Source organism: Agrobacterium cavarae, from assembly GCF_004310285.1.
In the GTDB taxonomy this organism is placed as follows: domain Bacteria; phylum Pseudomonadota; class Alphaproteobacteria; order Rhizobiales; family Rhizobiaceae; genus Agrobacterium; species Agrobacterium cavarae.
This window is the reverse complement of the sequence record NZ_SISF01000031.1, coordinates 282210-305950: the sequence shown is the minus strand read 5'-3', so window position 1 is coordinate 305950 and position 23741 is coordinate 282210. Positions and strand designations below refer to the sequence as shown.

The window sequence follows — 23741 nt, the reverse complement described above, 5'->3', positions numbered from 1 at the left end:
ACAATCATGCTTGGCATCAAGCGCCACCCGCTTTAGAGCGCCGTGCGTCCTATTGGACGCACAAAGGACGCTCTATCTTCTTTTATCTACGCATCGTGCTTTCCGAAAATCGATTCCGATTTTCGGGCCGATGCTGTAGGACGAGCAGATCATCGTTTGAGATAGAACAGAGGCCTCCCATGGACATCGAAGCCCGTCTTGCCGACATCAAGGAGCGGATTGCCACCACAGCCGAAAAGGCAGGCCGAAAGGCCGCCGATGTCACTCTGGTTGCCGTCTCGAAAACCTTCGATGGTGACGCCATTCAGCCGGTCATCGATTGCGGCCAGCGCGTCTTCGGCGAAAACCGCGTCCAGGAAGCGCAGGGCAAATGGCCGGCGCTGAAGGGGAAGACGCCGGATATCGAGCTTCATCTCATCGGCCCGCTGCAATCCAACAAGGCAGCCGACGCCGTGGCGCTGTTCGACGTGATCGAAAGCGTCGATCGCGAGAAGATCGCTCGCGTGCTTGCAGACGAATGCGGCAAGCAGGGCAAGGCGCTTCGCTTTTACGTGCAGGTCAATACCGGGCTGGAGCCGCAAAAGGCAGGGCTCGATCCGCGCGAGACCGCAGCCTTCGTCAAGCTCTGCCGCGATGAGCTGAAGCTCACCGTTGAAGGCCTGATGTGCATTCCGCCAGCAGACGAAAATCCCGGTCCGCATTTCGCGCTGCTGGCAAAGCTCGCCAGGGAATGCGACGTGGAAAAGCTCTCCATGGGCATGTCCGGCGATTTCGAGACGGCAATCGAATTCGGTGCCACCAGCGTGCGCGTCGGCTCGGCTCTGTTTGGCACACGCTGACACCGACAACGCTCTCCAAGAACGAGAAAGCCACGGCGTTTGCAGCGCCGTGGCTTTTTATTTGAAGAGCCCTTCGAGCCTTATCCCGTTCAGTCGAACGGGATGGCGCGATCTGTGCTTTTCACCGGTTTGCCGTCGATCGTAACGGCGATGTCCGAAGAGCCCGCGGTGCGCTTGACCGAAACATCACGGGCAGTTCCGTCGATCGTTACCTGGACGGAGAAACCATCCCAGGCTTCCGGGAGCGAAGGCGCGATATGGAGCTTGCCGCCGTGACGGGTGATACCGAGAATGCCTTCGACTGCGGCACGGTAAAGCAGGCCGGCGGAGCCCGTGTACCAGCTCCAGCCGCCGCGGCCGGCATAGGCGTTTTCGCCATAGACATCCGCCGTAACCACATAGGGCTCGACACGGTAGGTCTCGGATGCCTCACGATTGAGCGCATGATTGACAGGGCTCAGCATCGAGAAGCACTTCCATGCATCCTCGCTGCGTCCGAGCTTGGCAAGCGCCAGCACCACCCAAGTTGCGGCATGGGTATACTGACCGCCATTTTCACGAACGCCCGGCGGATATCCTTTGATGTAGCCGGGATTGTGCGGCGTGCGGCTGAAAGCCGGGGTGAAGAGACGGATGATGCCGAGATCCTCGTCCACCAGCTTGCTCATCACCGCATTCATGGCCTGCTGCGAACGATCGGCCTCGCCTTCGCCGGAAAGCACGCTCCAGCTCTGGCCGAGCGAATCGATCTGGCACTCCTCGCTAGAGGAGGAGCCGAGCGGCGTACCGTCGTCGAAATAGCCACGACGGTAATAGTCGCCGTCCCAGCCCGCTGTTTCGAGTGCCGCACGCAGCTTGTCGCGGTGCGACTTCCACCTTTCGACGCGGTCGAGATCGCGGCGTTCCTCGGCGATGGCGATGAAGTCGCGCAGCGTACCGGCCAGGAACCAGCCAAGCCATACGCTGGTGCCCTTACCGCCGATACCGACGAGGTTCATGCCGTCGTTCCAGTCACCGCCGAGCATCAACGGAAGACCGTTTTCGCCGGTGCGATGGATGGCAAGATCAAGCGCCAGCGCCACATGCTCGTAGAGGCTTCCCGTCTTCTCGCTCGTTTCCGGTTGGAAGAAGGCGTCATGCTGGCCCGGCATCAGGGCCGCACCCTTGAGGAACGGAATATCCTCCTCGAGGATCGCCTTGTCGCCGGTGGTGACGAGGTACTGATAGGTGGCATAGGCAAGCCATACCACGTCGTCTGAGATCGTGGTGCGAACACCGGCACCGGTCAGCGGCAACCACCAATGCTGGACGTCGCCTTCGACGAACTGACGACCAGCAGCGCGAATGATCTGCGCTCGGGCAAGATCCGGCTGGTAGAGCAGGAAGGCAAGCGTATCCTGCAACTGGTCGCGGAAACCGAAGGCACCGCTCGACTGGTAGAAAGCCGTACGCGCCAGGATGCGGCAGGAGAAGGCTTGGTAAGGCAGCCAGGTGTTGACGAGGTGGTTGAAGCCGGCATCCGGCGTCGATACCTGCAACTGGCCGGTAAAGCCCTTCCAGAAATCCTTGTTGGCCTGAAGCACCGTGTCGAAATCCGCGCTGCGGATATCCTTCACCAGTGCGCGCGCTTCATCCACCGTATCGGCGTCGCCGAGATAGAAGAGCACATGGCGTTCTTCACCGGGCTTCAGATGAACTTCCTGCATCAATGCCGCACATGGCGCGCCATCGAGTTCCGTGCCGCCGGAAAGAGCAGCGCCCGTGACCACCGCCTGCGGGGCATGGATCGTGCCGAAGCGGCCGATGAATTCCCGTTTGCTGGTGGTGAAGCTGGTCGATGGCCCATCAAGCGACAGGAACGACGTTCTCTCATTATAGTCGATGCTATACGGATTGGAGGCAAAGAGCGCGCCCGTCTCCTCATCAAGACTGCTGAGAATGAACGGCGCAGACTTCTGGGCATTGTTGCCCAGCACCCATTCGACATATCCATAGGTCTTCAGGCGGCGGTTCTGCGTACCGACGTTGCGAATCGTCAGGCGCGAGAGCTTCACCGGCTTCTCACGGTCCACCGTCTGCGTCACCTCGATGTCGAGACCATCATCCACGCTGCGGAAGGTGGAGTACCCAAGGCCGTGGCGGGCTTCAAAGACGGCTTCCGAATTGCGACCGATGGCAGCGAATGGCGAATGGATCTTTCCGCTTTCGGCATCGGCGACATAGATCGCTTCGCCTGGGCGGTTGGTGACCGGGTCATTCGTCCATGGCGTCAACTGGTAGTCGCGCGAATTACGGCTCCAGGTAAAGCCGGCGCCTTCTGCCGAGATATGGAAGCCGAATTTCTCGTTGGAGATGACATTGATCCACGGATGCGGCGTCGCCTGGCCACGATTGAGCCGGACGACATATTCGCGGCCATCCTTGGTGAAGCCACCAAAGCCGTTCCAGAAATCGAGATCGTTGGTGTCCTCGACGGGATCGGCAACCGGATAGGCCGGCGCGGGCACGCGAGCAAGAGCCGTATTGGCGCTGTCCGGTCCGCGATTGGCGGCAAACAGCGACACGGCCCGATTGACCTGGTCGACGATCTTGCCGTTGCGGACGTGCAGCACGACGCGCGAGGCGGCAAGAAGGGCTGCCCAGGTTTCCTCATCCATCAGGTCGCGGCGCACCGAGAAGACGTGCGGGCGACCGCCATCTGCCGGGTTGATGCGGCGCTGCGCTTCGGAAATATGATCTAGAGCATGCTGCATGTCCTGCGCATAGGAGGCTGCGCGTTCATTGACGATGACAAGATCGAAGATCACGCCACGCGAGCGCAGATATTCATGCGCGCTCAACGCCTCACGGACGATATCCATGTCCATGTCGTCATTGATGCGCAGCGCAAAGATCGGGAAGTCGCCGGAGATGGCCAGCGACCAGAGCGAACGCTGCGAGGCAAGCCCGGTCTTGAGCGTCTCGGCATCGGCACGCAGATGCATGTCCGGATAGACGAGATAGCGACCGAGATGCTGGAAGGCTGCTGCCTGCTGAGAGGTGACGCCCACATGGCGCATCTGCACCTGGGTGCGCGTCCACGCATGAACGAGTTCATGGGCAAAGGCATCCGGATGGCGGTAACGATCGATCGCCTTGTCGACATCCTCACGGCCAGGGGCCGCGATCGTCCAGAAGATCACGCTGACCTTCTTGCCGGCCGGCACGCGAACGACCCGGCGCAGCGACAGAATTGGATCAAGCGTAAAGCCATCCGAATTGGAGAGCGAGGCACCCTGATCGAAGGCTGCCGCTTCAGCAAGGGTGCGGCCGCGACCGATGAACTTGGCACGATCGGTCTCGTATTCGGTCGCACGCGACGAGCCGGCATTGTCTGCCGCCAGATGGGCGATGATGGTGCCGGGTTCGCTTGGCGAGCGCTTGTTGCGCCATGCGCGGATGACGTCACCACGCTTGCCGATCTCCGTCTGCACGAACATGCGCGAGAAGAGCGGATGGGCGTTGTCGTCATCTTCCTTGCCGATGACCGGCTCGAGATAGGAGGTCACTTCGATGAAGCGATCTTCCGTACCAACGTTCAGAAGCGTGATGCGACGGCCTTCGGCATCATGCTCGGTGGCGACAATGCACTCAACGACGCTCTGCAGATCGCCCACGGTTTTGTGGAATTCCGCGCGGTCGTCCATGAAGACAGTCTTGGTCGTCTCGCCTTCGGCGACACGGGGTTCGGCTGTCGCACTCCACCATTGTCCGGTCGTGGTATCGCGCAGGAACAGGAACGTGCCCCAACGGTCTTCCGTCGGATCGGCCTTCCAGCGGGACACCGCCTGGCCGTTCCACTTGGAATAACCGGCACCGGTTGCCGTCAGCATCGTCGAGTAGTGACCATTCGACAGGAACACCACGTCGCGGTCGCGGATGGCGGGATCGGTGACGGTGCGGATTTCAGCCCGCAGCAGATCGGCCTGTTCCTTGCCGGGTGTTTCCGGCTCGTACTTGGCGCTCATCACCGGCACTTCGCGCGGTGCCTTTTCCTGCAGCAGAAGTTCGGCCGCTTCGATCACCGGATCTGCGTGGAAGAGTTCACGCAGGAAACCGTCGAAGGCGACGTTGGCGACAGCCGCAATCGACATGCCATGGTGGTGAGCATAGTAGTTATAGACGACAGCGCAGACCTTGCCATCCGGCACGCGGGTTGGCGTGAAGTCGACAGCATCATGGAAGCCGTAGCGACCAAGCGCGCCGAGTTTGCGCAGCTTTTCCAGGTTTTCGAGGGCTGCATCCGGGTCGTACTGCGCCGCCAAAATCGAGGCGTAGGGCGCAATGACCGCGTTCTGACCAAGACCACGCTTGAGGCCAAGCGTCGGCACACCGAAGTTGGTGTACTGGTAGTTCATATTATGGTCGCGGGCATTGAAGGCCGCTTCCGAGATACCCCACGGTGTGCCAAGGCGACGACCGTGATTGATCTGTTCGCGAACGATCAGATTGTTGGTCTGGTTGAGAATCCCGCCCTGACGCTCCTGCATGACGAGCGGCGGCATCAGATATTCGAACATCGAGCCGGACCAGGAGACCAGCGCGCCCTGTGCGCCGATCGGCACGACCTGACGGCCGAGACGATACCAGTGCTCCGTCGGCAGATCGCCCTTGGCAATGGCAAAGAGCGAGGTCAGACGGCATTCGGAAGCCAGCAAGTCGTAGCAGGCTTCGTCCAGTTCCTGGCTTTCCACGCGGTAGCCGATGGAAAGCAGGCGGCGGTCCTTGCGGTAGAGGAAGCCGAAATCCATGGAGAAGGCAAGATCGCGGCTGCGATCACGAAGCGAAGCCAGCCGTTCGCGAAGCGAATCGATGGTCGAGTGATCGAAGGCGCTATCGGAAATATGCGCCTCGCAGCAATCCACCAGCATCTGAGCCCAGCGCGTCATTTCCGCGCTCTGCTCGGACTTCACTTCCAGATCGAGATTGGCGGCAAGCTTCTGAATGTCGCGCGCCAACACGGCAAGATTGATGACGCGGATAGAGGCAAACTCATGCTCGCGCTTGACGGAGGCGAGCGCGTTGGAGAAGCCGATGATGCGCTCTTCCAGACGACGATGCAGCGGACGCAGGTTCTTGCGATCGTCCGGCAGCTCCTTCAGGCTTTCGCGGACGATGCCGGCGACATCGCCGATACCGTCGAGATTGCCCTGAAGATGTGCAGACGGTGCCTCCGCCCATTGGCGGCAGGCAGACGAAATCGCGATCAGATGACCGGCAAGGTTACCGCTATCCACCGCAGAGACGTAGCGGGGGCCAAGCGTCTGAAGCGTATCGGTGTGGTACCAGTTGTAAAGGTGACCGCGATACTTCTCCATCTTCTCGACCGTCTCGATGGTCTTTTCCAGACGCTCGATGGTGTCGGAGAAGCTGATCCAGCCGAACTGTCGGGCAGAAATCGTCGACAGCAGATAGACGCCGATATTGGTCGGCGACGTACGGCTGGCAACGACCGGCGTCGGTGTTTCCTGGAAATTGTCCGGCGGCAGATAGTTTTCGTCCTTGTTGACGAACATCTCGTAGTAACGCCACGTGCGACGCGCGATCTTTCTGAACTCGCTCGACACATGCTCGGAGACGAACATCCGGTCTTCGGTTTCCGCCGACTGGCTGACATACCAGGCAACCACAGGCGAGAAGACCCACAGAAGCGCGAACGGAATGCCGACGAGGAAGGCGTTATCGCCGGGAAGCGCTGCAAAGAGCAGGCCAAGCAGGGCTACGACAGGAGCATGCCACATCTGCTTGTAATAATCGAAGACGCTGCCCTGCGCGCTGGACTGAATGCTGGCAGCCGTGCGCCATTCCAGCATCAGCTTGCGGCTGACGAAGAGGCGGTAGAGCGAACGTGCGATGGCATCCGCCATCATGCAGGCGCCATCGGCAATGAAGACGATGCGAAGCGCGACCTGCGCATTGGTGGCGCGGATTTCCGACCAGATCGTATGGAAATGCGCCTGTGGCACGATATCGGTCGAACGCGGAACGAGGCCGGAGAGCAGCGAGATCGTTGGCGCAACGAAGAGCGAGAAGATCAGCAGGATCTGCCAGATCAACGCGCCGAACGGGTCCATGAAGTACCAGCCGAGAACGGAGGCAACGAACCATGCAATCGGCGTCAACGAGCGACGCAGGTTGTCGATCATCTTCCAGCGACCAAGCGCGGTAACGCCGCGCGCCGGATCGAGAATGTAGGGAAGCAGCTGCCAGTCGCCACGCGCCCAGCGATGCTGACGCGAGACTTCCACCTCGTAACGGGTCGGGAAGTCTTCGACGAGTTCGACGTCGGTCACCAGGGCGCAACGCGCGAACGAACCTTCGAGAAGGTCGTGCGACAGAACGGCATTTTCATCGATCCGCCCCTTGAGAGCCTTTTCGAAAGCGTCGACGTCGTAAAGGCCCTTACCGGTGAACGAACCTTCTGCGGTCAGGTCCTGATAGACATCCGACACGGTGAAGACGTAAGGATCGATACCACGGCTGATCGAAAAGACGCGCTGGAACACCGACGCGTCCTTGCCGGTCGTCAGCGACGGGGTTACGCGCGGCTGCAACAGGCCATATCCGTGGATCACGCGACCGGTTTCCGGATCGTGGACCGGACGGTTGATCGGGTGATGCATCTTGCCGACGAGCTTGGTGACCGCGTCGCGCATCAGGCGCGTATCGGCATCGAGCGTCATGACGTATTTGACGTCCTTCGGCACCGTATTGGCGCCATTGAGGAAGGTCGTGTCCTTGTCGCCGCGAAGCAGCAGGTTCAGCTCGTGCAGCTTGCCGCGCTTGCGCTCCCAGCCCATCCAGCAACCTTCGGACGGATTGTAGATGCGGCGGCGGTGAAGCAGGAAGAAGCGGGTCTTGCCGTCGAAGGCGTAGCGCGCAGACAGCGTCGCCACTTCGCGCTTGGCGTATTCCAGAAGCTCGACATCCTCGGTGGTCTGCTCCTGCTGCGCGTCGCGCCAGTCGCTGATCAGCGAGAAGTAAATTTCGCCGTGCGGGTTGGCGAGATAGTGGACTTCGAGATTGCGGATCATTTCGTCAACCGCATCGCGGCTGGTGATCATGCAGGGCACGGCAACCAGCGTGCGGGCATCTTCGGGAATGCCGTTCTTGAATTCGTAACCGACAAGGCGGAACGGTTTGACGAAGAAGGTCACAAGCGTATTGAAGAGGCCCGTGGCACCTTCGGACGCCGGAAGCGCGAACATCAGCAGGAATGCGCTGACCACATACCAGGGCATGCCAGCCTCAGCCAGGAACCAGCCGACCGCCAGCATGGCAATCGCCGTCAGGACCAGAACCGGGACGGCGACAGCAAGCCAGTTGAAACGGCGCATGGTGCGCACCACACGCTGGGCAAACAACGGGTTATAGCCGATGCGCTGCTCCAGCTCCTTGCGGCGCTGACCGACGAGGAAGGCGCCGACATTCGGCTGATGCGGATAGGCATCCTTGGAATTGGCAGCTTCCGCCACCATGTCGACGGCAAGCTGGGCCACCTCGACTTCGGTTTTCGGAGAGCGGCGCGCCAGGAGTTCGACATTGTTGCGGTAGGTATTGCGCGAGCCGAAATCGAGCGTTTCGTAGTCGGTCTGCTCACGCAGAACCTTGTCGATATGGCTGACATCTTCGAACCAGACGGACCATTCGGTATCGTCGATCTCGCGCAGGCTCCTGACGATGTTGCCCATCGTCACATTGCCGGATGCCAGGCGATTATGCTCCGCCATCATCACGTTTTCGGCGTCGGTGCCGACGCTGTGGAGGCGTTCCTCGAGCCAGTTCAGGGCGAAGTTCGAGGTCTGCGAACCGTTCTTCAGGCGATAGAGGAATTGGGTCGCGAATGTCGGATCGTCCACCAGAGGGTCGATCTGCTTGAGGAATTCCGCCGATGGCTCGGCATCGTTGAGGCGGATAATCTCGTCCACCACCTCATTGGCCTTGTGACGCATGCGACGCGAGCGCTCTACACGAATGGAGATGCGGCGCAGGTTCTCGATCAGCACGAAGCGCAGGAAGGACGGCAGCGCCCAGATTTCACCGATCTGCAATGTCTTGTGGGTCTGGAAACCTTCGACAAGCGCAGTCAGGCTTTCGCGCGACACCGTGCTGTGCGTATGGGCGACGTAGAGCCAGGCCAGCGCCAGCGCGCGCGGGACCTCGGCATTGCCGACCCGCATCGTCGGTAGCTGGCGATAGAATTTCTTCGGAAAGTCGCGGCGGACTTCCTGGATCGCCTCTTCAATCACATAATGGTTGTCGAGCAGCCATTCCGCAGCCGGCGTAATCGTCAGGCCATTTTCCGAATCCACCGCTGTGGTGCGATAGACGCGCAGAATCTCCTTCTCGTTTTCGCGGTGGCGCGCGAAGAAGTCGAATTCCATAAAGCCTGGGAGGGCAGGGGAGCCCGATTGAGACAGGTCCGATCCGCAAGCCTTCAGCTCGTCTATATTGAAATAGACGGACCGGATCGAGTCGTTGTGATCGATCTGCTTGGTTTCGGAATCACGGGCGGCGGCGGGCGGCGTTATATGAAATGACATCGGCTCGTATTCTGGACCCTGAGTGAAGTGCTTTAGGCTAGTCTTTAACCCTTAACTGTTTCAGAGTTCTCATCGAGAGTGAAACAATGTGGCAAGCTTTATTTCGCGCTGATCCTGAACCTTTGCTGAACCACCGCGAACCAGCACACGGTAGCGAGGACAAATCTTACCGCCCGACATGGTGAAATCGGGGGGTGCGTATTTCAGTATATAATATCAATAGTTTCTCGAGAATGGATCGTCACGCGAGGGCGCCTCGCGCCGGTGCCGGACATTTCGCAAACTCCTCCGCGCGAAATCGTCCCTGCCTTCCCTGAAATCTCCCCATACCTGCTTGGCATTCGTCTTCCTGAACTGATGTGACCAGAAGGTTTTGAATGTTTCAAGGCATTTTCAGTTCCATGCCATCTGTTTCATCGCTGCGCAAGACGACAAATCCTGACGGACGACGACGTGGCCTTATCAAGAGCGCGCGATATTGCTATCCATGCTGCTTGAAGAACGTCTCCGGCAGCTCGTCTGCTGCGACAAAGCTACGGAACAGCACAGCATGACCCTACACCCCGTCACCTTGTCCTCTTCGTCGAACGTCATGGAAGAGGTGGTTGAAATCCGCCGCTATCTGCATCGCAATCCGGAGATCGGCCTGTCTGAATTCAAGACATCCGACTTCGTTGCAGGACGCCTGGCGGAGATGGGTTATGAGGTAATACGGGGCTTGGCCGGCACTGGTGTCGTCGCGACCTTGCGCAACGGCACAAGCAACCGCAGCGTTGGCATTCGCGCCGATATCGATGCCCTACCGATTGACGAGGAAACCGGCGCGGACTACGCAAGCGAAACCCCCGGCATGATGCATGCCTGCGGCCATGACGGCCACACGGCGATGCTGCTGGGTGCCGCAAAGATCATCGCCGAGCGCCGCAACTTCGACGGCACGATCCATCTGATCTTCCAGCCGGCGGAAGAGAATTTTGGCGGGGCGCGTATCATGATCGAGGATGGCCTCTTCGACCGCTTCCCCTGTGATGCGGTCTTTGCCTTGCACAACGATCCGAGCCAGCCCTTCGGCCATTTCGTCCTGCGCGACGGCCCCGTCATGGCGGCAGTGGATGAGTGCAAGATCACCGTCAATGGCTATGGCGGCCATGGGGCGGAGCCGCAAAGCGCCTCGGACCCGATCGTTGCCGGCGCCAGCATCATCATGGCGTTGCAAACGGTTGTGTCGCGCAACGTGCATCCGCTGATGCCGGCGGTGGTCACCGTCGGTGCCTTTCACGGCGGCAAGGCGAGCAATGTCATCCCCGAGACGGCGGAAATGCTGCTCACCATCCGTTCCTTCGATCCGGAAGCCCGCGACGAATTGGAAAAGCGCATTCGCATGATCGCCGAAGGGCAGGTTTCCAGCTACGGCATGAGAGTGACACTGGAGTATGAGCGCGGCTACAGCCCGACAGTCAACCACAAGACGGAAACCGATTACGTTCGAGCGCTCGCAACGCGCTTTGCCGGTGCCGACAAGGTTCTGGAAATGGAGCGCCCGACCATGGGGGCAGAAGACTTCGCCTATATGCTCGAGAAGCGCCCTGGCTCCTATTTCTTCCTTGGCACCAAGCGCACCGACAACGACCCGCCGCTGCACCACCCGAAATTCGACTTCAACGACGACATCATCCCGATCGGCACCGCCTTCTGGGTCGAGCTTGCAGAAGATTTTCTGAAGGCGCGCTGAGACTACTCGGCCGTGGGTGTTCTAAACCGTCGAACATAGTCGGTGCTGTAGAGCGCGCTTTCGCGAAAATCGGATGAGGTAAGGCCCTTGCCGACAAAGATCATCGCAGTGCGCTCGACCGGCTCTTCCGCGAGGCGAGCTTCGATATCGGACAGCGTCCCGGAGATGACGCGCTCTTCCGGCCAGGAGGCGCGCACGACGATGGCGACCGGGCAATCGGCACCGTAGAGCGGCGTCAATTCCTCGACCACCTGACCGATGGCGTGGATGGCGAGATGAATGGCAAGCGTCGCACCCGTTGCGCCGAAGGCCTTGAGGTTTTCGCTCTCCGGCATTTTCGACGCCCGACCGGAAATGCGCGTTAGCACCAGGCTTTGCGTCACTTCCGGCACCGTCAACTCTCTCTTCAAGGTGGCGGCCGCGGCGGCGAAGGATGGCACGCCAGGCGTAACGGTGTAGTCGAGCCCCTGCCGTTCCAGTCGGCGGATCTGTTCGCCCATGGCACTCCAGACGGAAAGATCGCCGGAATGCAACCGCGCCACGTCTTTGCCGTCTCGCGCGGCGGCAACGAACTCCGCCTCGATTTCGTCCAGCGACAAAGCCGCCGTATCGACAATGCGCGCACCGTCCGGGCAGTAGTCGAGCAGCGCTTTTGGCACCAGCGAACCGGCATAGAGACAGATGGGTGAAGCAGCGATCAGATCGCGTCCGCGCACGGTGATGAGATCTGCGGCACCGGGGCCAGCGCCAATGAAGTGAACCGTCATGTCTTGTCTCCTGACGTGGCGAAGGCCACGGTAATATCGCCGACCACCATACGCGGCGCGATCAGTCTCGACGCTTCACCAAGCGCGGCCAGCGCCGATGCCTCGCTGACGCTGGGTGAGCCGGCATGTTTCGAACTCAATGCGGATCGGGTCAGCGTCCGAGCGGCGGCGGCGTCGAAATCGGCCTGCGCCACCACGATGAAAGCCATGCCAAGCCGTGTCGCCGCCTCCAGCAAGGCTGGTTCATCGGCCTTGATGGGTGCTGTGGCCATGAAGGCAAATGATACCTGGTGCTCGGCGGATGCCTGCGCAAGCGCAGCCATCACCGCCTCGGGGCTCACACCCTTGCGGCACCCGACGCCAGCGACGATCACGGCACATCCTTCGGTTTGACCCAGGCCCACTGTGTGACGGGCATTGCCGCACGCCAGCCCTGCATCTGCCCGACAGGCGATGCACGCGCCACCTCAAGCCGGATCAGAGACCCGCCTAATCGCGCCTGAGCGGAGAGCAGCATGGCCTCCATTTCCAGCGTCACGGCGTTGGCAACCAGCCGCCCGCCTGGCTTCAAGGCGTTGATTGCGCCCTCTAAAACTCCGGCCTCGCTGCCGCCGCCGCCGATGAAGATGGCGTCGGGGGTTGGCAGGCCTTCGAAAGCGTCAGGTGCCGTGCCAATCACCACATCCAGACCAGGCACACCAAAGGCTTCGGCATTGCGCATGGCGCGCTCTGCCCGCTCCGTATTTTGCTCGATTCCGATGGCCCGCAGTGACGGGTGCGACAGCATCCATTCGATGCCGATCGAGCCCGATCCAGCGCCGATATCCCACAGAAGCTCACCATGGCGAGGAGTAAGCGACGACAGCGTGACGGCCCGGATTTCACGCTTGGTCATCTGCCCGTCATGTTCGAATAGCGCGTCGTCCAGCCCGCTGGCGAAGGGAAGGATTCGTGCCGCTTCCTCCGCCACGACTTCGATTGCGACCACATTGAGCGGATCGACATCCGTAAAGGCAAAGTCCCGGGCTGTCGTCGTCCGAGTGTTTTCGCGGGTGCCGCCAAGTGCTTCGAGCAGATGGAAGATCGACCTGCCAAAACCTGCCTCCTTGAGAAGGCTGGCAATCAGCGCCGGTGCGCTGGCATCGGATGTCAGCGCGATGATCTTCGCACCGGCATGAAGATGCGGCCGGATGAGGTCGTTGGAACGTCCATGCAGGGAGATGCAGGCGGTATCCTGCAAGGCCCAGCCCAGACGCGATGCGGCAAGCGAGATAGAGGAGGGAGCAGGGTAGGTGATCACCTCTATCGGATCGACGAGCCGCAACAGGGTGACGCCGACACCATGTAAGAAAGGATCACCGGACGCCAGGACGCAGACCTTCCGGCCAGAGAGGGCGACGACCTCAGCCATGCCGACATCGAAGGGCACGGGCCAGGGCCGCGCTTCGCCGGTAATGGCATCGCAGGCAAGCTCGAGATGGCGCTTGCCGCCGAAGACGACCTCGGCCGACGCGATCGCGCGACGAGCATTTTCAGCCAGCCCGGCAAGACCATCCTCCCCGATACCGACGATTGAGAGCCATGGCGTAGGTTTTTTGCTGGCAGTGGCGGGTGTTCCGGCATATTCACGAACCATGACACGCTCCATCCTCATTCTCGGCGGCACGGCGGATGCCCGCATTCTGGCCGGAAAGCTTGCCGATGAATCCGGCTACCGAATTCTGCTGTCCATGGCGGGCCGCACGAAGGACCCGGTCAAGCAGCCCGTCCCGATGCGCGTCGGCGGCTTCGGCGGCGCTGAGGGCTTGGCGAGCTATATTGCCGAGGAAGGTTTCGATCTGCTTGTCGATGCGACGCACCCTTATGCGGCGCGCATTTCTGCCAATGCCGTGAGGGCTGCTGGCATGGCAGGCATCGCCCTGGTCAGACTGTCGCGCCCGGCCTGGGTTGCGCGGGAGGGCGACCATTGGCTGAACGTTGGAAGCGTCGAGGAAGCGGTCACCACCCTGGGTGCCGTCAGCAAAAACGCTTTTCTGGCGCTTGGCCGCCAGGAACTCCTGCCCTTTGAAACCGCGCCGCAGCACCGCTATCTGATCCGCAGCGTCGATCCGGTAGAACCGCCACTCGCCGTACCGAATGCGCGCTACATCACGGCGCGTGGACCCTTTGCGCTTGCCGATGAAATCGACATGTTGAAGGGCAACGGGATAGAGGTGATCGTCTCGAAAAACTCCGGCGGTACGGCGGCCTATGCGAAGATCCAAGCTGCCCGCGCGCTTGGCATTCCTGTGATCATGATCGACCGCCCCGCTCGCGAAGAGGCTAATGCGGTGAGCGTCGTGGCACCGGATATCGAGACTGCGCTGTCCGCAATCCGCCATCAGCTTTCCCTCTTGGAAAAGCGCGGCGAGTAGACCAGCGACGGCTGGTCTTCGCGCTGGATGATGCGCGTTTCGACCGATCCAACGATGATACAGGTCGACATGTCGGCCATATCGCTCTGCGCTTCGGCCAAAGGCACGACCCGCATGCGCTCATCCGCACGACCGGCCGCGCGACCGAAGATGACGGGCACGGAGCCCGGCAGGTGCGCCCGCAGCACATCGAAGGCCGTCGCCAATTGATGCGGTCTTGCCTTGCTGACGGGATTGTAGAAGGCCATGACGAACCCGGCTTCAGCCGCGGCCACCAACCGCTTCTCGATCACCGACCATGGTTTCAGATTGTCGGAAAGCGAAATGGCACAGAAATCGTGACCGAGGGGTGCGCCTGCCCTTGCCGCGACAGCCAGCATGGCGGTGACGCCGGGCACGACCGAAAAATCGATGTCGCGCCATTCGGCAGGACCGTTCTCAATCGCCTCGCAGACCGCAGCCGCCATGGCGAAGACGCCTGGATCGCCGCCTGAGACGACGCAGACCTTTCCGCCAGAAGCGGCCAATGTCAGCGCTGCCTCCGCGCGTGAAATTTCCTCGCGATTATCAGACGCGTGACGCCGTTGGTCTGGACGCAGAGACAGTCTGTCGAGATAGGGAATATAGCCAAAGAAATCCTCTGCCGCGTTTACAGCTGCCAGAGCCTCCGGCGTGATCTGCGCCAGATTCCCGGGCCCGAGGCCGACGACCGTCAGACGTCCGGTGGAGGACGGGCTCACGCAATCTCTCCCGCCGGGCGATCCTTCCAGCCAGGCACCAGAACCAGGGAGAAATAGGGGGCAGGCGATTCATCGCGCTCGATCAATCGAATAGCGTGGCCATTGGCCATGGTGCCACGTTCGACGTAGAGCGCCCCTTCGAGCTTGCCAGCCTTTTCGAGCGCCCGGCGAATCTTCGGCAGGTTGCGACCGACCTTCATGATGACAGCGCCATCCGTGCCGGAAAGCCGCTCGAAAAGCGCATCCTCGCCAAGCGTACCGGGAAGGACGCTCAGGATGTCGTCACCCTGCACGAGCGGCAGTCCGGTCATCGACCAGCAGCCGGACATGGCGGTAATGCCCGCAACGACTTCCGCCGGATAGTTGGGCGCAAGCCGCAGATGCAGATGCATATAGGAACCGTAAAAGAGCGGATCGCCTTCCGACAGAACCGCAACCGTGCGACCCGCATCCAGGTGGACGGCGATGTCGCGTGCCGACTGGTCGAAGAAGGCGGCGATCGCGCCGCGATAGTCGTCGCCGTTCTTGTCGCTTTCCACCGTGACCGGGTAGACGAGGGGCATTTCCAGCGTGCCGGGCCGGATGAAGCTTTCGACAATGCCGCGGCCATTGCCCTTGCTGCCGCGCTTGCAGAAAAAGGCAAGCACGTCTGCCGTTTCGATGGCGCGCACGGCCTTCAGCGTCAGAAGATCGGGATCGCCGGGGCCGGTGCCGACGCCGATCACCTTGCCCTTCAATGCCTTTTCAGGTGCCGGATCGTAAAGGGCAGCGCTCATAGACCGGCCCTCGCAACGGCGTTGACGGCAGCCGCCGTCATCGCAGAGCCGCCCATGCGGCCTTTGACGATGGCGTAGGGAATGCCGAGCGTGCTTTCTTCCAGCGCGTCCTTCGATTCCATCGCGCCGACAAAACCGACCGGCATGCCGATGATGGCAGCCGGTCGCGGTGCGCCTCTTTCCAGCATTTCCAAAAGATAGAACAGCGCCGTCGGCGCATTGCCGATGGCAACCAAAGCGCCATCGAGATGATCGGCCCAGAGATCGAGGGCAGCCGCGGACCGGGTGTTGCCGATGGATTTCGCCAGCTCCGGCGTACGCGGATCGCGCAGCGTGCAGATCACGGCATTGCCAGACGCCAGACGCGCCCGCGTGACGCCATGCGCCACCATTTCCGCATCACACAAAATCGGCTTTCCCGCTGCGAGCGCGCCACGCGCAGCGGAGACGAAATCGTCGGAAAAGCGAAAGTGCCGCGCTGCCTCCACCTGGCCGCAGGCATGGATCATGCGAATGGCAATATCCGCCTGTTCGGGCGTGAAGGCGGTAAGATCCGCTTCCTCACGGATGATGGCAAAGGAGCGCTCATAGATCGCATCGCCACTGCGGATATAGTCGTAAGTCGTCATGTCTCGTCCTGTCGGAGCGCCGCGACAATCCTGTCCCTGCCCAATCGGACAAGCAAGCTGCGGCTATTTTCTCCGGGCTTATGTTCTTTTTCATAAAGACGGGCAAGCCTGGAAAGCCCGGCCTTCTGCTGATCGATGGTGAGCTGCGCATCGGGAAGGGCTGAAGCCTTGGCCTGATAGCCGAAGGAAAAACCTTCCGACGTGCCGGAAAAGGCAAGGAGCGCAGGCGCGGGATGGGCACAGCCCTTACCGCAACCGGAAAGATGTAAGGTAAAGGAGCCGTCGAGCATCGTGCCGCACTCTTTGGCTGCAAATTCGGCGAGCGCTCGAACGGGAGCATAAGCCGATGCGCAGGATGGCGCGCCGGCGCAAACTGCTATTGCGGTCCGAGGGTCATTGTCGCTGATAATGAGACCCGCCGTCTCGGCGTAATCCATAAGGGCCGCGCACGCGTGGTGACGCCCAAGCGCGTAAAGACCGTGCGACGGACCCGGCCGGATGGAGTGAACGCCGAGACCGACTGCAATCTTGCACAGCGCAGACAGCGCTTCCGAACTTATCTGCCCGAAAGCCGGGGCGATAACGGAGACGCAGAGGCGATCATTGAGCGCCCACAGTCTGCGCTGATCGGTTCGCTTCGGCACCCCGACGTCACGCGTTGGCGCGCGGATGCCTGATGCGATCGGCATGAGATGATCGCCGCAGACACCACGCGCAGCCGCAAGATCCAGATCGCGCCCACGCGCATCCGGTCCTCGCTCCGCCAGATGACTGAGGAGATCGATGACGCAATCCGCGGCATCTTCCGTTCGCAGGGCGCCTGCGAGCAGGGCCTTCTCTTCCGTGCCACCCAGCATCAACAGCCAGAGGACGTCTCCGTCCCGTTGGACCGCTTTGAGCCTGATATCGGCAAGCAGCCCACCCATCGGAGCCAGACCGCCGCCATCGACGATGACCGACATCTTCGCGGCGAGCTTCGTATCGAGACCGAGCGCCGTGGCCTTGTGGCTGATCAGTTCAAGAATCGGTGCAGGATTGGCGACTTCGCTGTCGTCTATCCCTGCAAGCGGTGAGCCCTCCACAGCAAGCCCCTGCCGCAATGGCAGCTGCAGCGCCAGCACATCATGCTCCAGTTCAACAGCGCTGTCGGCCGTCAATCCGCGAAATTGAAGGCTGCCGCGAGCGGTCACATCCAGAAGCCCGTTGCCGTGGCGGCGGGCGAGATCGCCGAGACGGTCGAGATCGCCTGGCGAAAGTGAAGCGGTAAAGGCCACGCGCGACAACAGTCCATCGCCCGTCTGCATGGGGGCGGAGAGGGCAGGGCAAACGCCTCTGCGAGAAAAGGGTTGAACCTGGGAGAGCGGGTTCATGCAGAGACCCTCTCGGACGAGGCCTCGGAGGACCGCGGAGCGATCAGCATTTCCAGTTCCGCATCCACGGCGTTGCGACGGCTGTGCCAAAGGTTGCGGCGGCGTGCAGAGAGGAAGCGTTGCGCCATCAATTCCGCAGCCTTGGGGCTTTCCCGCAAAATGAAGTCGCGCACCTCTTCATTGCCGAAATAGGCATCATAGAGCGCTTCGATCAACGACGAGGACACAGCTTGCGTAGTTTCGGCAAAGCCGATCAGCCGGTCGACAGTCTCTGCAAATTCCGCAGCACCGCGCGGGCCATGGCGCATCTGTCCGGCGATGAAGCGCGGATTGACGGCACGCGCACGCACTACGCGGGTGAGCGCCTGGGCGATGGAGCGGGCTCGTGGCCGTGCGGGATCCGTCGTATCCAGCGCCACCACGTCCGCGGCCTGTCCAAGCTTTGCCTTGGCGGCGGCAAAGCCACCGATGAAGGCGACGTCGGACGAACCGTCCAGAAGATCGCGGCCCGGATCGTCGCCGGTATGAACCAGAAGTTCGGCACGTTCGACTTGGGCAGCAAAGCCAGAATCGGAAAGGATAGACAGGCCATCTGCCCCGCCAAAGGCGTGGCTGGCCGCATCCAGATAGGCTTGGCCGAGTTCTTCCCGCTCGTCCCAATCGCCGCTTGCCAGGGCCTCTTCGATGCCAGCGCCATAGGTACCGGGAGCAGAGCCGAAAATGCGTGCCGGGACATGACCGAGAGAGGCCGCTTCCTCCGCCAGTGGATTGTCACCGGGGGATTCTTCGCGCGACGCAATCGTTCTTGCCGCCGCATCGAGAAGGGCAATCAGCGGCGGGAACATGTCGCGGAACATCCCGGAAATGCGGAAGGTCACGTCCACCCGCGGGCGTCCGAGCGTGGCTGGTGGCAAAACTTCGATGCCGTTGACCCGACCGGTCGCCTGATCGTAAATCGGACGCGCACCCATCAGATGCAGTGCCTGACCGACATCTTCGCCGCCATTGCGCAGCGATGCGGAGCCCCAGAGATCGAAAACCAGATGTTGCGGCCAGTCACCATGGCTTTGCAGATGATGACGCAGCACCTCTTCGCCCGCTGCTTTCCCAAGCTCGAAGGCCGTCGGTGTCGGCATGGTGCGCGGATCGGCGGCATAAAGATTGCGCCCGGTCGGCAGCACATCCAGTCGTCCGCGCGCCGGTGCACCCGAGGGGCCTGGCACGATATGATGACCGTCCAGCGCCGCCAGCAGCGCCGCCCTTTCTTGAGCAGCACTTTCACGCCTCAAGGAATCCGGCTCATCATCTGAGCAGCGTCCGAAGACGTGCTGGCCGTCCTTGATGGCAAAATCCTTCAGGTCGCAAAGAAAGGCATCGATCCGGGTGAGTGCCGAATCCGCGTCCTCTTCCGCGCCGATACCGGCATCGGCGGCGAGCCCCGTCTCGAAGGCCTTCTCGACAATCAGCTTTGCCAGACGGTCGCGGCGACGGCGATCAAGCCCATCGGCCTGGGCATATTCATCGACCAGCTGTTCGAGCGCCGCCTGCTCCGTCGATAGACCGGCGGCAACGAGTACGGGCGGAATGTGCCCGATCGTCACGGCAGCGATCCGTCGTTTGGCGACAGCAGCCTCACCCGGATTGGATACGATGAAGGGGTAGATGACCGGCAGCGATCCGGTGACGATTTCCGGGAAACAGGTTTCCGACAGCGCGACCGTCTTTCCCGGCAGCCACTCCAGGGTGCCGTGAGCGCCGACATGAATAATCGCATGCGCATCGACAACCTGCTGTATCCACGCACCGAAAGCCGCAAGCGCATGGCGCGGCGGCAAGGCTGGATCGTGATAGTCCACCCGCCTGTCGGCCTGGCGCCCCCGGTCCGGAGCAAGCGCGACGACGACGGAACCGAAGCGGGCGGCGCGGAAGTGGAAGGCCTGATCGACGACAGCTTCGTCGTCAGCGGCATCGCCCCAAGCCGAAGCCATCCCAGCGCGCGCCTGTTCTGGAAGCGCGTCGAAATAGGTTCGGTATCGGGTGAGAGGAAGAGCGGCGTTCTCAGTCTCGATCCGATCCAGAAGCTCGCGTGCGGTGGCCGGAATATCGCCGACCGCATAACCCGAATCCTGCAGATCGCGCAGCATTTCCAGCACACTTTGCGGTACATCGAGACCCACGGCATAGCCCGTGCGACCGGGTGCGGCACCGGGATAATCCGGCATCAGGATGACAAGACGTCTTTCCTCGGTCGCAGTCTGCGTCAACCGAAGGAAGGCGGCAATACGACGAGCGACCTGCTCGACCCGGTTTGGCTCGGGAGCATTGATCATCCCCTGGCGCCCGGCAGGATCGGCCTGTTTGAAGGAGATCGCACCTGCCAGAATACGTCCATCGAGTTCCGGCAAGACCACATGCATGGCGAGGTCGGATGGATTGAGGCCCCGCATGTTTTCGGCCCAGCCATCAAGCCGTGTCGTGGCCATGATCACCTGGAACACCGGCACGCCCAGCCGGTCGAACAGGCTTTTGCCGTCCTGATCCGTCTGGCTGGCAAAGGCGGTGGCTGCAATGATGGCGGCGGGTTTCAGCGGTACGAGCGCATCTTCGAGAAATCGGATCGCTTCGCCATCCTTCAGGCCGCTGACGAAGATCGGCAGAGGCGCGAAACCAAGGGATTTCAGCGCTTCGACGAGCGCATCAATCGGCGCACCATCGGCAGCCAGAAGCATGGAGCGATAGAAAAGGATGGGAAGTCTTGGAGCTTCGGGGACAAAAGCCGCGAGCGCCTCATCCACGTGGACGGCGCCAAGACGCGGGAGATAGAAGCCGGATTTCGGCAGCGGTTCCGGCGTGAAGCCAGGCCAGACATCGGTTTTAGCAAAAGCGGCAAGACCTTCCGAAAGGCAGCGCATATTCTGCGGGCCGCCTTCGCGGAAGAAGGAGAGGATCGAAGCGAGCCACGTCTGGTCGATTGTGGATTGCGCCTCGAGCTTTTGGTCCCGCTCGCTACACTCACCGGGCAGAAGCAGGAGCTTGATGCCGCGCCTGCGCGCCATCATCGCCAACTGATCGACGCCGTAGCGCCAGCGATCCGCCCCACCGAGGATCCGGATAAGGATCAGCTTGGCATGCTCCGCCGTCTTCTCCATCCAGAGGTCGACGGACATGGGATGGCGCAGTTCGGAAAGATTGGCGACGCTGAGCGAAACGCCTGAGTCTTCTGGCCAGGCGCGCTGCAGACCTGCAAGGTCGCTGGACGAGAAAGACAGCACCACCACATCCGCCTGGGGCTGGTTGAGATCAACCGGCTCGATCAGGTCGTCCAGCGACGAGGATGTGGTGGCGAGAATATGCATGATGCGTCAGGCAGCCAGCATCTGTTCGATCTTCTCGCGGTTGAGGCCCTTTTCGCCAATCACCACAAGCGCCGAACGGCGCACTTCGCCCGCAGCCCAGGGGCGATCAAAATAATGGTTGACGCGCGAGCCGACGGCCTGAACCTGCAAACGCATCGGCTTGGAGGAGATCTCTACGAAGCCCTTGATGCGCAGGACGTTCTCGGAGGCCGCCGTCTGGGCGATACGCTGAGCCAGCGCCTCAGGATCGGAAACCGCGCCAAGCTCGACAACGAAGCTGTCGAACTCGTCGTGATCGTGGTCTTCTTCGTCGTCATGGTGGGTATGGCGGTTTTCGATATCGTTCTCCACCGCAAGCCCAAGACCGATCAGAACCGCAGGATCGATCTGGCCATGCGATGCGACAACGATCTTCGCGGCCTTCGGGAGGTGCTCCGCGATGTGTGCCTTGGCGCGCTCCAGGCCATCCGCATCGAGAAGATCGCCCTTGGTCAGCACGATCAGGTCGGCGCAGGCGATCTGGTCTTCGAAGACTTCCTCGACAGGATCGTCGTGATCCAGCGCTTCGTCATTCGCGCGCTGGGCGGCGAGCGCATCCATGTCATGCGACACCATGCCTTCCGAAAGCGCTGCGCCATCGGCCACGGCGATGACGGCATCGACAGTGACGCGGCTTTTGATCGCCGGCCACTGGAAGGCCTGGACGAGCGGCTTGGGCAGTGCGAGGCCGGAGGTTTCGATCAGGATATGTTCGACCCTGGGCTGGCGGCTCAGGATCTGTTCGATGGCCGGCTGAAAATCATCGGCGACCGTGCAGCAGATGCAGCCATTGGCAAGCTCGACGATATTTTCTTCCGGGCAGCTTTCGATGCCGCAGCCTTTGAGGATTTCGCCATCGATGCCGACATCGCCGAACTCGTTGACGATGATCGCCAGTCGCTTGCCATCGAGCTTTTCCAGAAGGCCGCGCAGCAGCGTGGTTTTGCCGGCGCCCAGAAAGCCGGTGACGATGGTGCAGGGAACGCGCTCTAGCGTGGTCATGATGTCTCCTCGACGAAATTCAAAGGGGGAATACGCGCGACCATGCCGCGCTTCAAACTATCGGGACGGCCGCGCCAGGGCATCAGGCCATCGGTGGACGTGGAAAGCAGGCGCGCACCGGTGATCAGATCCTCGGCGTTTTCAGGCGTCAGACCGCCAAACACATAGGACCAGCCGTCGGCTGTGCGCATTGCGGCGCTGGCGCCACGCTTGCAATTAGCAAGGCAATTGACGCTGCGCACCTCGACATTTGCGTCAGTGCCAAGTGCGATCGCCGCTTTTGCCAGAAGCGCACCAGGACGGGGCTCCGCATTCGGCTCCGCCTCGTCGCGGCAGCTGCGACAGACATAAACGACCAGGCCAGACGCTTCGCGAGTGTCGGTTGATCCTTCAGTCCGTGACGATGTTGAGGTGATATCCAAAACGTATCCGCTTCCGCCATTCAAACATGCAAGGGGTGCGGATGCCGAAGACGGAATGCGAGACAGCGCAAACCGAAATTCGGCGAGACCGACTGACCGGAGCACCCCGCCCGGCAGACGTTTTGTTCTGAAACGGCAGGTCTCCTGGCTTGCGGCTTGAACGAGCGCCCTTGCACCGCCTTCCCGGATCGAAATCCAGTGGCTTTACGGTGTGGGCTCGCCGCTTACAGTTGCGGGGGCAGCCACGGATTGACCCGAGAAGTGGGCGGAACCGTGTTCCCTCTTAGCTTTTCCCGTTGCCGGAAAAAGACCGTCAGTGCCCTACCTTTACGGGCAAGCCGCGGCTTGGTCAATGCAGGCGTTGGCACGCCTCTCATAGGCTCCATTGCGGAGGAGGGCGTTTTGACTATAGTCGCCGCTTCTAAAAACGGCTCGGAAGGACATGGGACATCATGACACGCGAGATCAGCGACAGCGAGGCCGCCCGCCACCGCGAAAAGATGGTGAACCGCAAGAGCGTGCAGGATGCCGAAGTGGCCGAAAAGACCATCGAGAAGGGTCTGCTGATGGTCAATACCGGTCCCGGCAAGGGCAAGTCGACGGCCGCTTTCGGCCTTGCGCTTCGGATGCTCGGCACGGGCAGACGGGTTGGCATCGTTCAGTTCATCAAGGGTGCGTGGTCGACCGGCGAGCAGCAGGCGCTGACGATTTTCGGCGACCGGGTTGAATGGCGCACCATGGGCGAAGGTTTCACGTGGGACACGCAGGATCTGAAGCGCGACCTCGCGGCAGCCACGAAAGCCTGGGATGAAGCCAAAATGCTGATGGCCGACGAAACGATTGGTCTTCTGGTGCTGGACGAGCTGAACATTGCGCTGCGCTATGACTATCTCGATCTGACGGAGGTCGTCGCCACCTTGCAGAGCCGCCGTCCCGATCTCCACATCATCGTCACCGGCCGTAATGCCAAGCCGCCCTTGATCGAAGCGGCCGACATGGTGACGGAGATGACGCTGGTCAAGCATCACTTCAAGGCGGGCGTCAAAGCGCAATCCGGCATCGAGTACTGATCC

Annotated in this window: 15 protein-coding genes and 1 riboswitch; of the genes, 4 read left to right on the top strand and 11 right to left on the bottom strand. The window is 61.3% G+C overall.

The genetic code is table 11. The features are described from left to right. Positions 1-179: 179 nt before the first annotated feature. Entirely contained in the window at positions 180-839 is a 660-nt protein-coding gene (locus EYC79_RS14800; RefSeq protein WP_130978471.1) for a YggS family pyridoxal phosphate-dependent enzyme, read from the top strand. Positions 840-928: 89 nt separating this feature from the next. Here EYC79_RS14800 and EYC79_RS14795 read toward each other — a convergent pair whose 3' ends face one another. Continuing rightward, positions 929-9421, bottom strand: a complete 8493-nt coding sequence (locus EYC79_RS14795; RefSeq protein ID WP_130978470.1) for a glycoside hydrolase family 94 protein — start codon at positions 9419-9421, stop codon at positions 929-931. A gap of 592 nt (positions 9422-10013) precedes the next feature. Here EYC79_RS14795 and EYC79_RS14790 point away from each other — a divergent pair. Continuing rightward, the gene (locus EYC79_RS14790; protein WP_130978609.1) at positions 10014-11153 is read left to right on the top strand and encodes a M20 aminoacylase family protein; all 1140 of its coding nucleotides are present in this window, start codon (positions 10014-10016) and stop codon (positions 11151-11153) included. A 2-nt stretch (positions 11154-11155) separates the two neighbouring features. Here the strand turns inward: EYC79_RS14790 and cobM are convergent, their stop codons facing one another. From cobM to cbiE, 3 genes are read right to left on the bottom strand one after another with little or no spacing between them, the layout of a single operon-like run. After that, complete coding sequence (gene cobM, locus EYC79_RS14785) at positions 11156-11920, bottom strand: precorrin-4 C(11)-methyltransferase (protein ID WP_130978469.1); 765 nt, start codon at positions 11918-11920, stop codon at positions 11156-11158. Continuing rightward, entirely contained in the window at positions 11917-12294 is a 378-nt protein-coding gene (locus EYC79_RS14780) for a cobalamin biosynthesis protein (protein WP_280956480.1), read from the bottom strand. The genes cobM and EYC79_RS14780 overlap by 4 nt, the downstream gene beginning before the upstream one ends. After that, the gene (gene cbiE / locus EYC79_RS14775) at positions 12291-13556 is read right to left on the bottom strand and encodes a precorrin-6y C5,15-methyltransferase (decarboxylating) subunit CbiE (protein ID WP_130978468.1); all 1266 of its coding nucleotides are present in this window, start codon (positions 13554-13556) and stop codon (positions 12291-12293) included. Before cbiE ends, EYC79_RS14780 begins: the two co-directional genes overlap by 4 nt. On the opposite strand from cbiE, the gene EYC79_RS14770 reads away from it, so the two are divergent. Further along, on the top strand, positions 13555-14334 hold the full coding sequence (locus EYC79_RS14770; protein ID WP_130978467.1) for a cobalt-precorrin-6A reductase: 780 nt from the start codon (positions 13555-13557) through the stop codon (positions 14332-14334). The genes cbiE and EYC79_RS14770 overlap by 2 nt on opposite strands. Here the strand turns inward: EYC79_RS14770 and EYC79_RS14765 are convergent. From EYC79_RS14765 to EYC79_RS14735, 7 genes are read right to left on the bottom strand one after another with little or no spacing between them, the layout of a single operon-like run. Continuing rightward, positions 14301-15074, bottom strand: coding sequence for a precorrin-3B C(17)-methyltransferase (locus EYC79_RS14765; protein WP_130978466.1), 774 nt, complete (start codon positions 15072-15074; stop codon positions 14301-14303). The two genes, EYC79_RS14770 and EYC79_RS14765, sit on opposite strands and share 34 nt — an antisense overlap. Next, on the bottom strand, positions 15071-15850 hold the full coding sequence (locus EYC79_RS14760) for a precorrin-2 C(20)-methyltransferase (protein WP_062444537.1): 780 nt from the start codon (positions 15848-15850) through the stop codon (positions 15071-15073). The genes EYC79_RS14765 and EYC79_RS14760 overlap by 4 nt, the downstream gene beginning before the upstream one ends. Further along, complete coding sequence (locus tag EYC79_RS14755; protein ID WP_130978465.1) at positions 15847-16479, bottom strand: precorrin-8X methylmutase; 633 nt, start codon at positions 16477-16479, stop codon at positions 15847-15849. The genes EYC79_RS14760 and EYC79_RS14755 overlap by 4 nt, the downstream gene beginning before the upstream one ends. Next, positions 16476-17849, bottom strand: a complete 1374-nt coding sequence (gene cobG, locus EYC79_RS14750; protein ID WP_130978464.1) for a precorrin-3B synthase — start codon at positions 17847-17849, stop codon at positions 16476-16478. The genes EYC79_RS14755 and cobG overlap by 4 nt, the downstream gene beginning before the upstream one ends. Then, entirely contained in the window at positions 17846-21205 is a 3360-nt protein-coding gene (gene cobN, locus EYC79_RS14745) for a cobaltochelatase subunit CobN (protein ID WP_130978463.1), read from the bottom strand. Before cobN ends, cobG begins: the two co-directional genes overlap by 4 nt. Before the next feature lie 6 nt (positions 21206-21211). Further along, positions 21212-22249, bottom strand: a complete 1038-nt coding sequence (gene cobW / locus EYC79_RS14740) for a cobalamin biosynthesis protein CobW (protein ID WP_130978462.1) — start codon at positions 22247-22249, stop codon at positions 21212-21214. Continuing rightward, positions 22243-22668, bottom strand: a complete 426-nt coding sequence (locus tag EYC79_RS14735) for a DUF1636 family protein (protein ID WP_130978461.1) — start codon at positions 22666-22668, stop codon at positions 22243-22245. The genes cobW and EYC79_RS14735 overlap by 7 nt, the downstream gene beginning before the upstream one ends. 117 nt (positions 22669-22785) lie before the next feature. Beyond that, positions 22786-22998: riboswitch (cobalamin riboswitch) on the bottom strand. Between the two features lie 122 nt (positions 22999-23120). Between EYC79_RS14735 and cobO the strand changes: the two genes are divergently transcribed. Next, a complete protein-coding gene (gene cobO, locus EYC79_RS14730) occupies positions 23121-23738 on the top strand; it encodes a cob(I)yrinic acid a,c-diamide adenosyltransferase (RefSeq protein ID WP_130978460.1) in 618 nt (205 codons plus the stop codon). Positions 23739-23741: the final 3 nt, after the last annotated feature.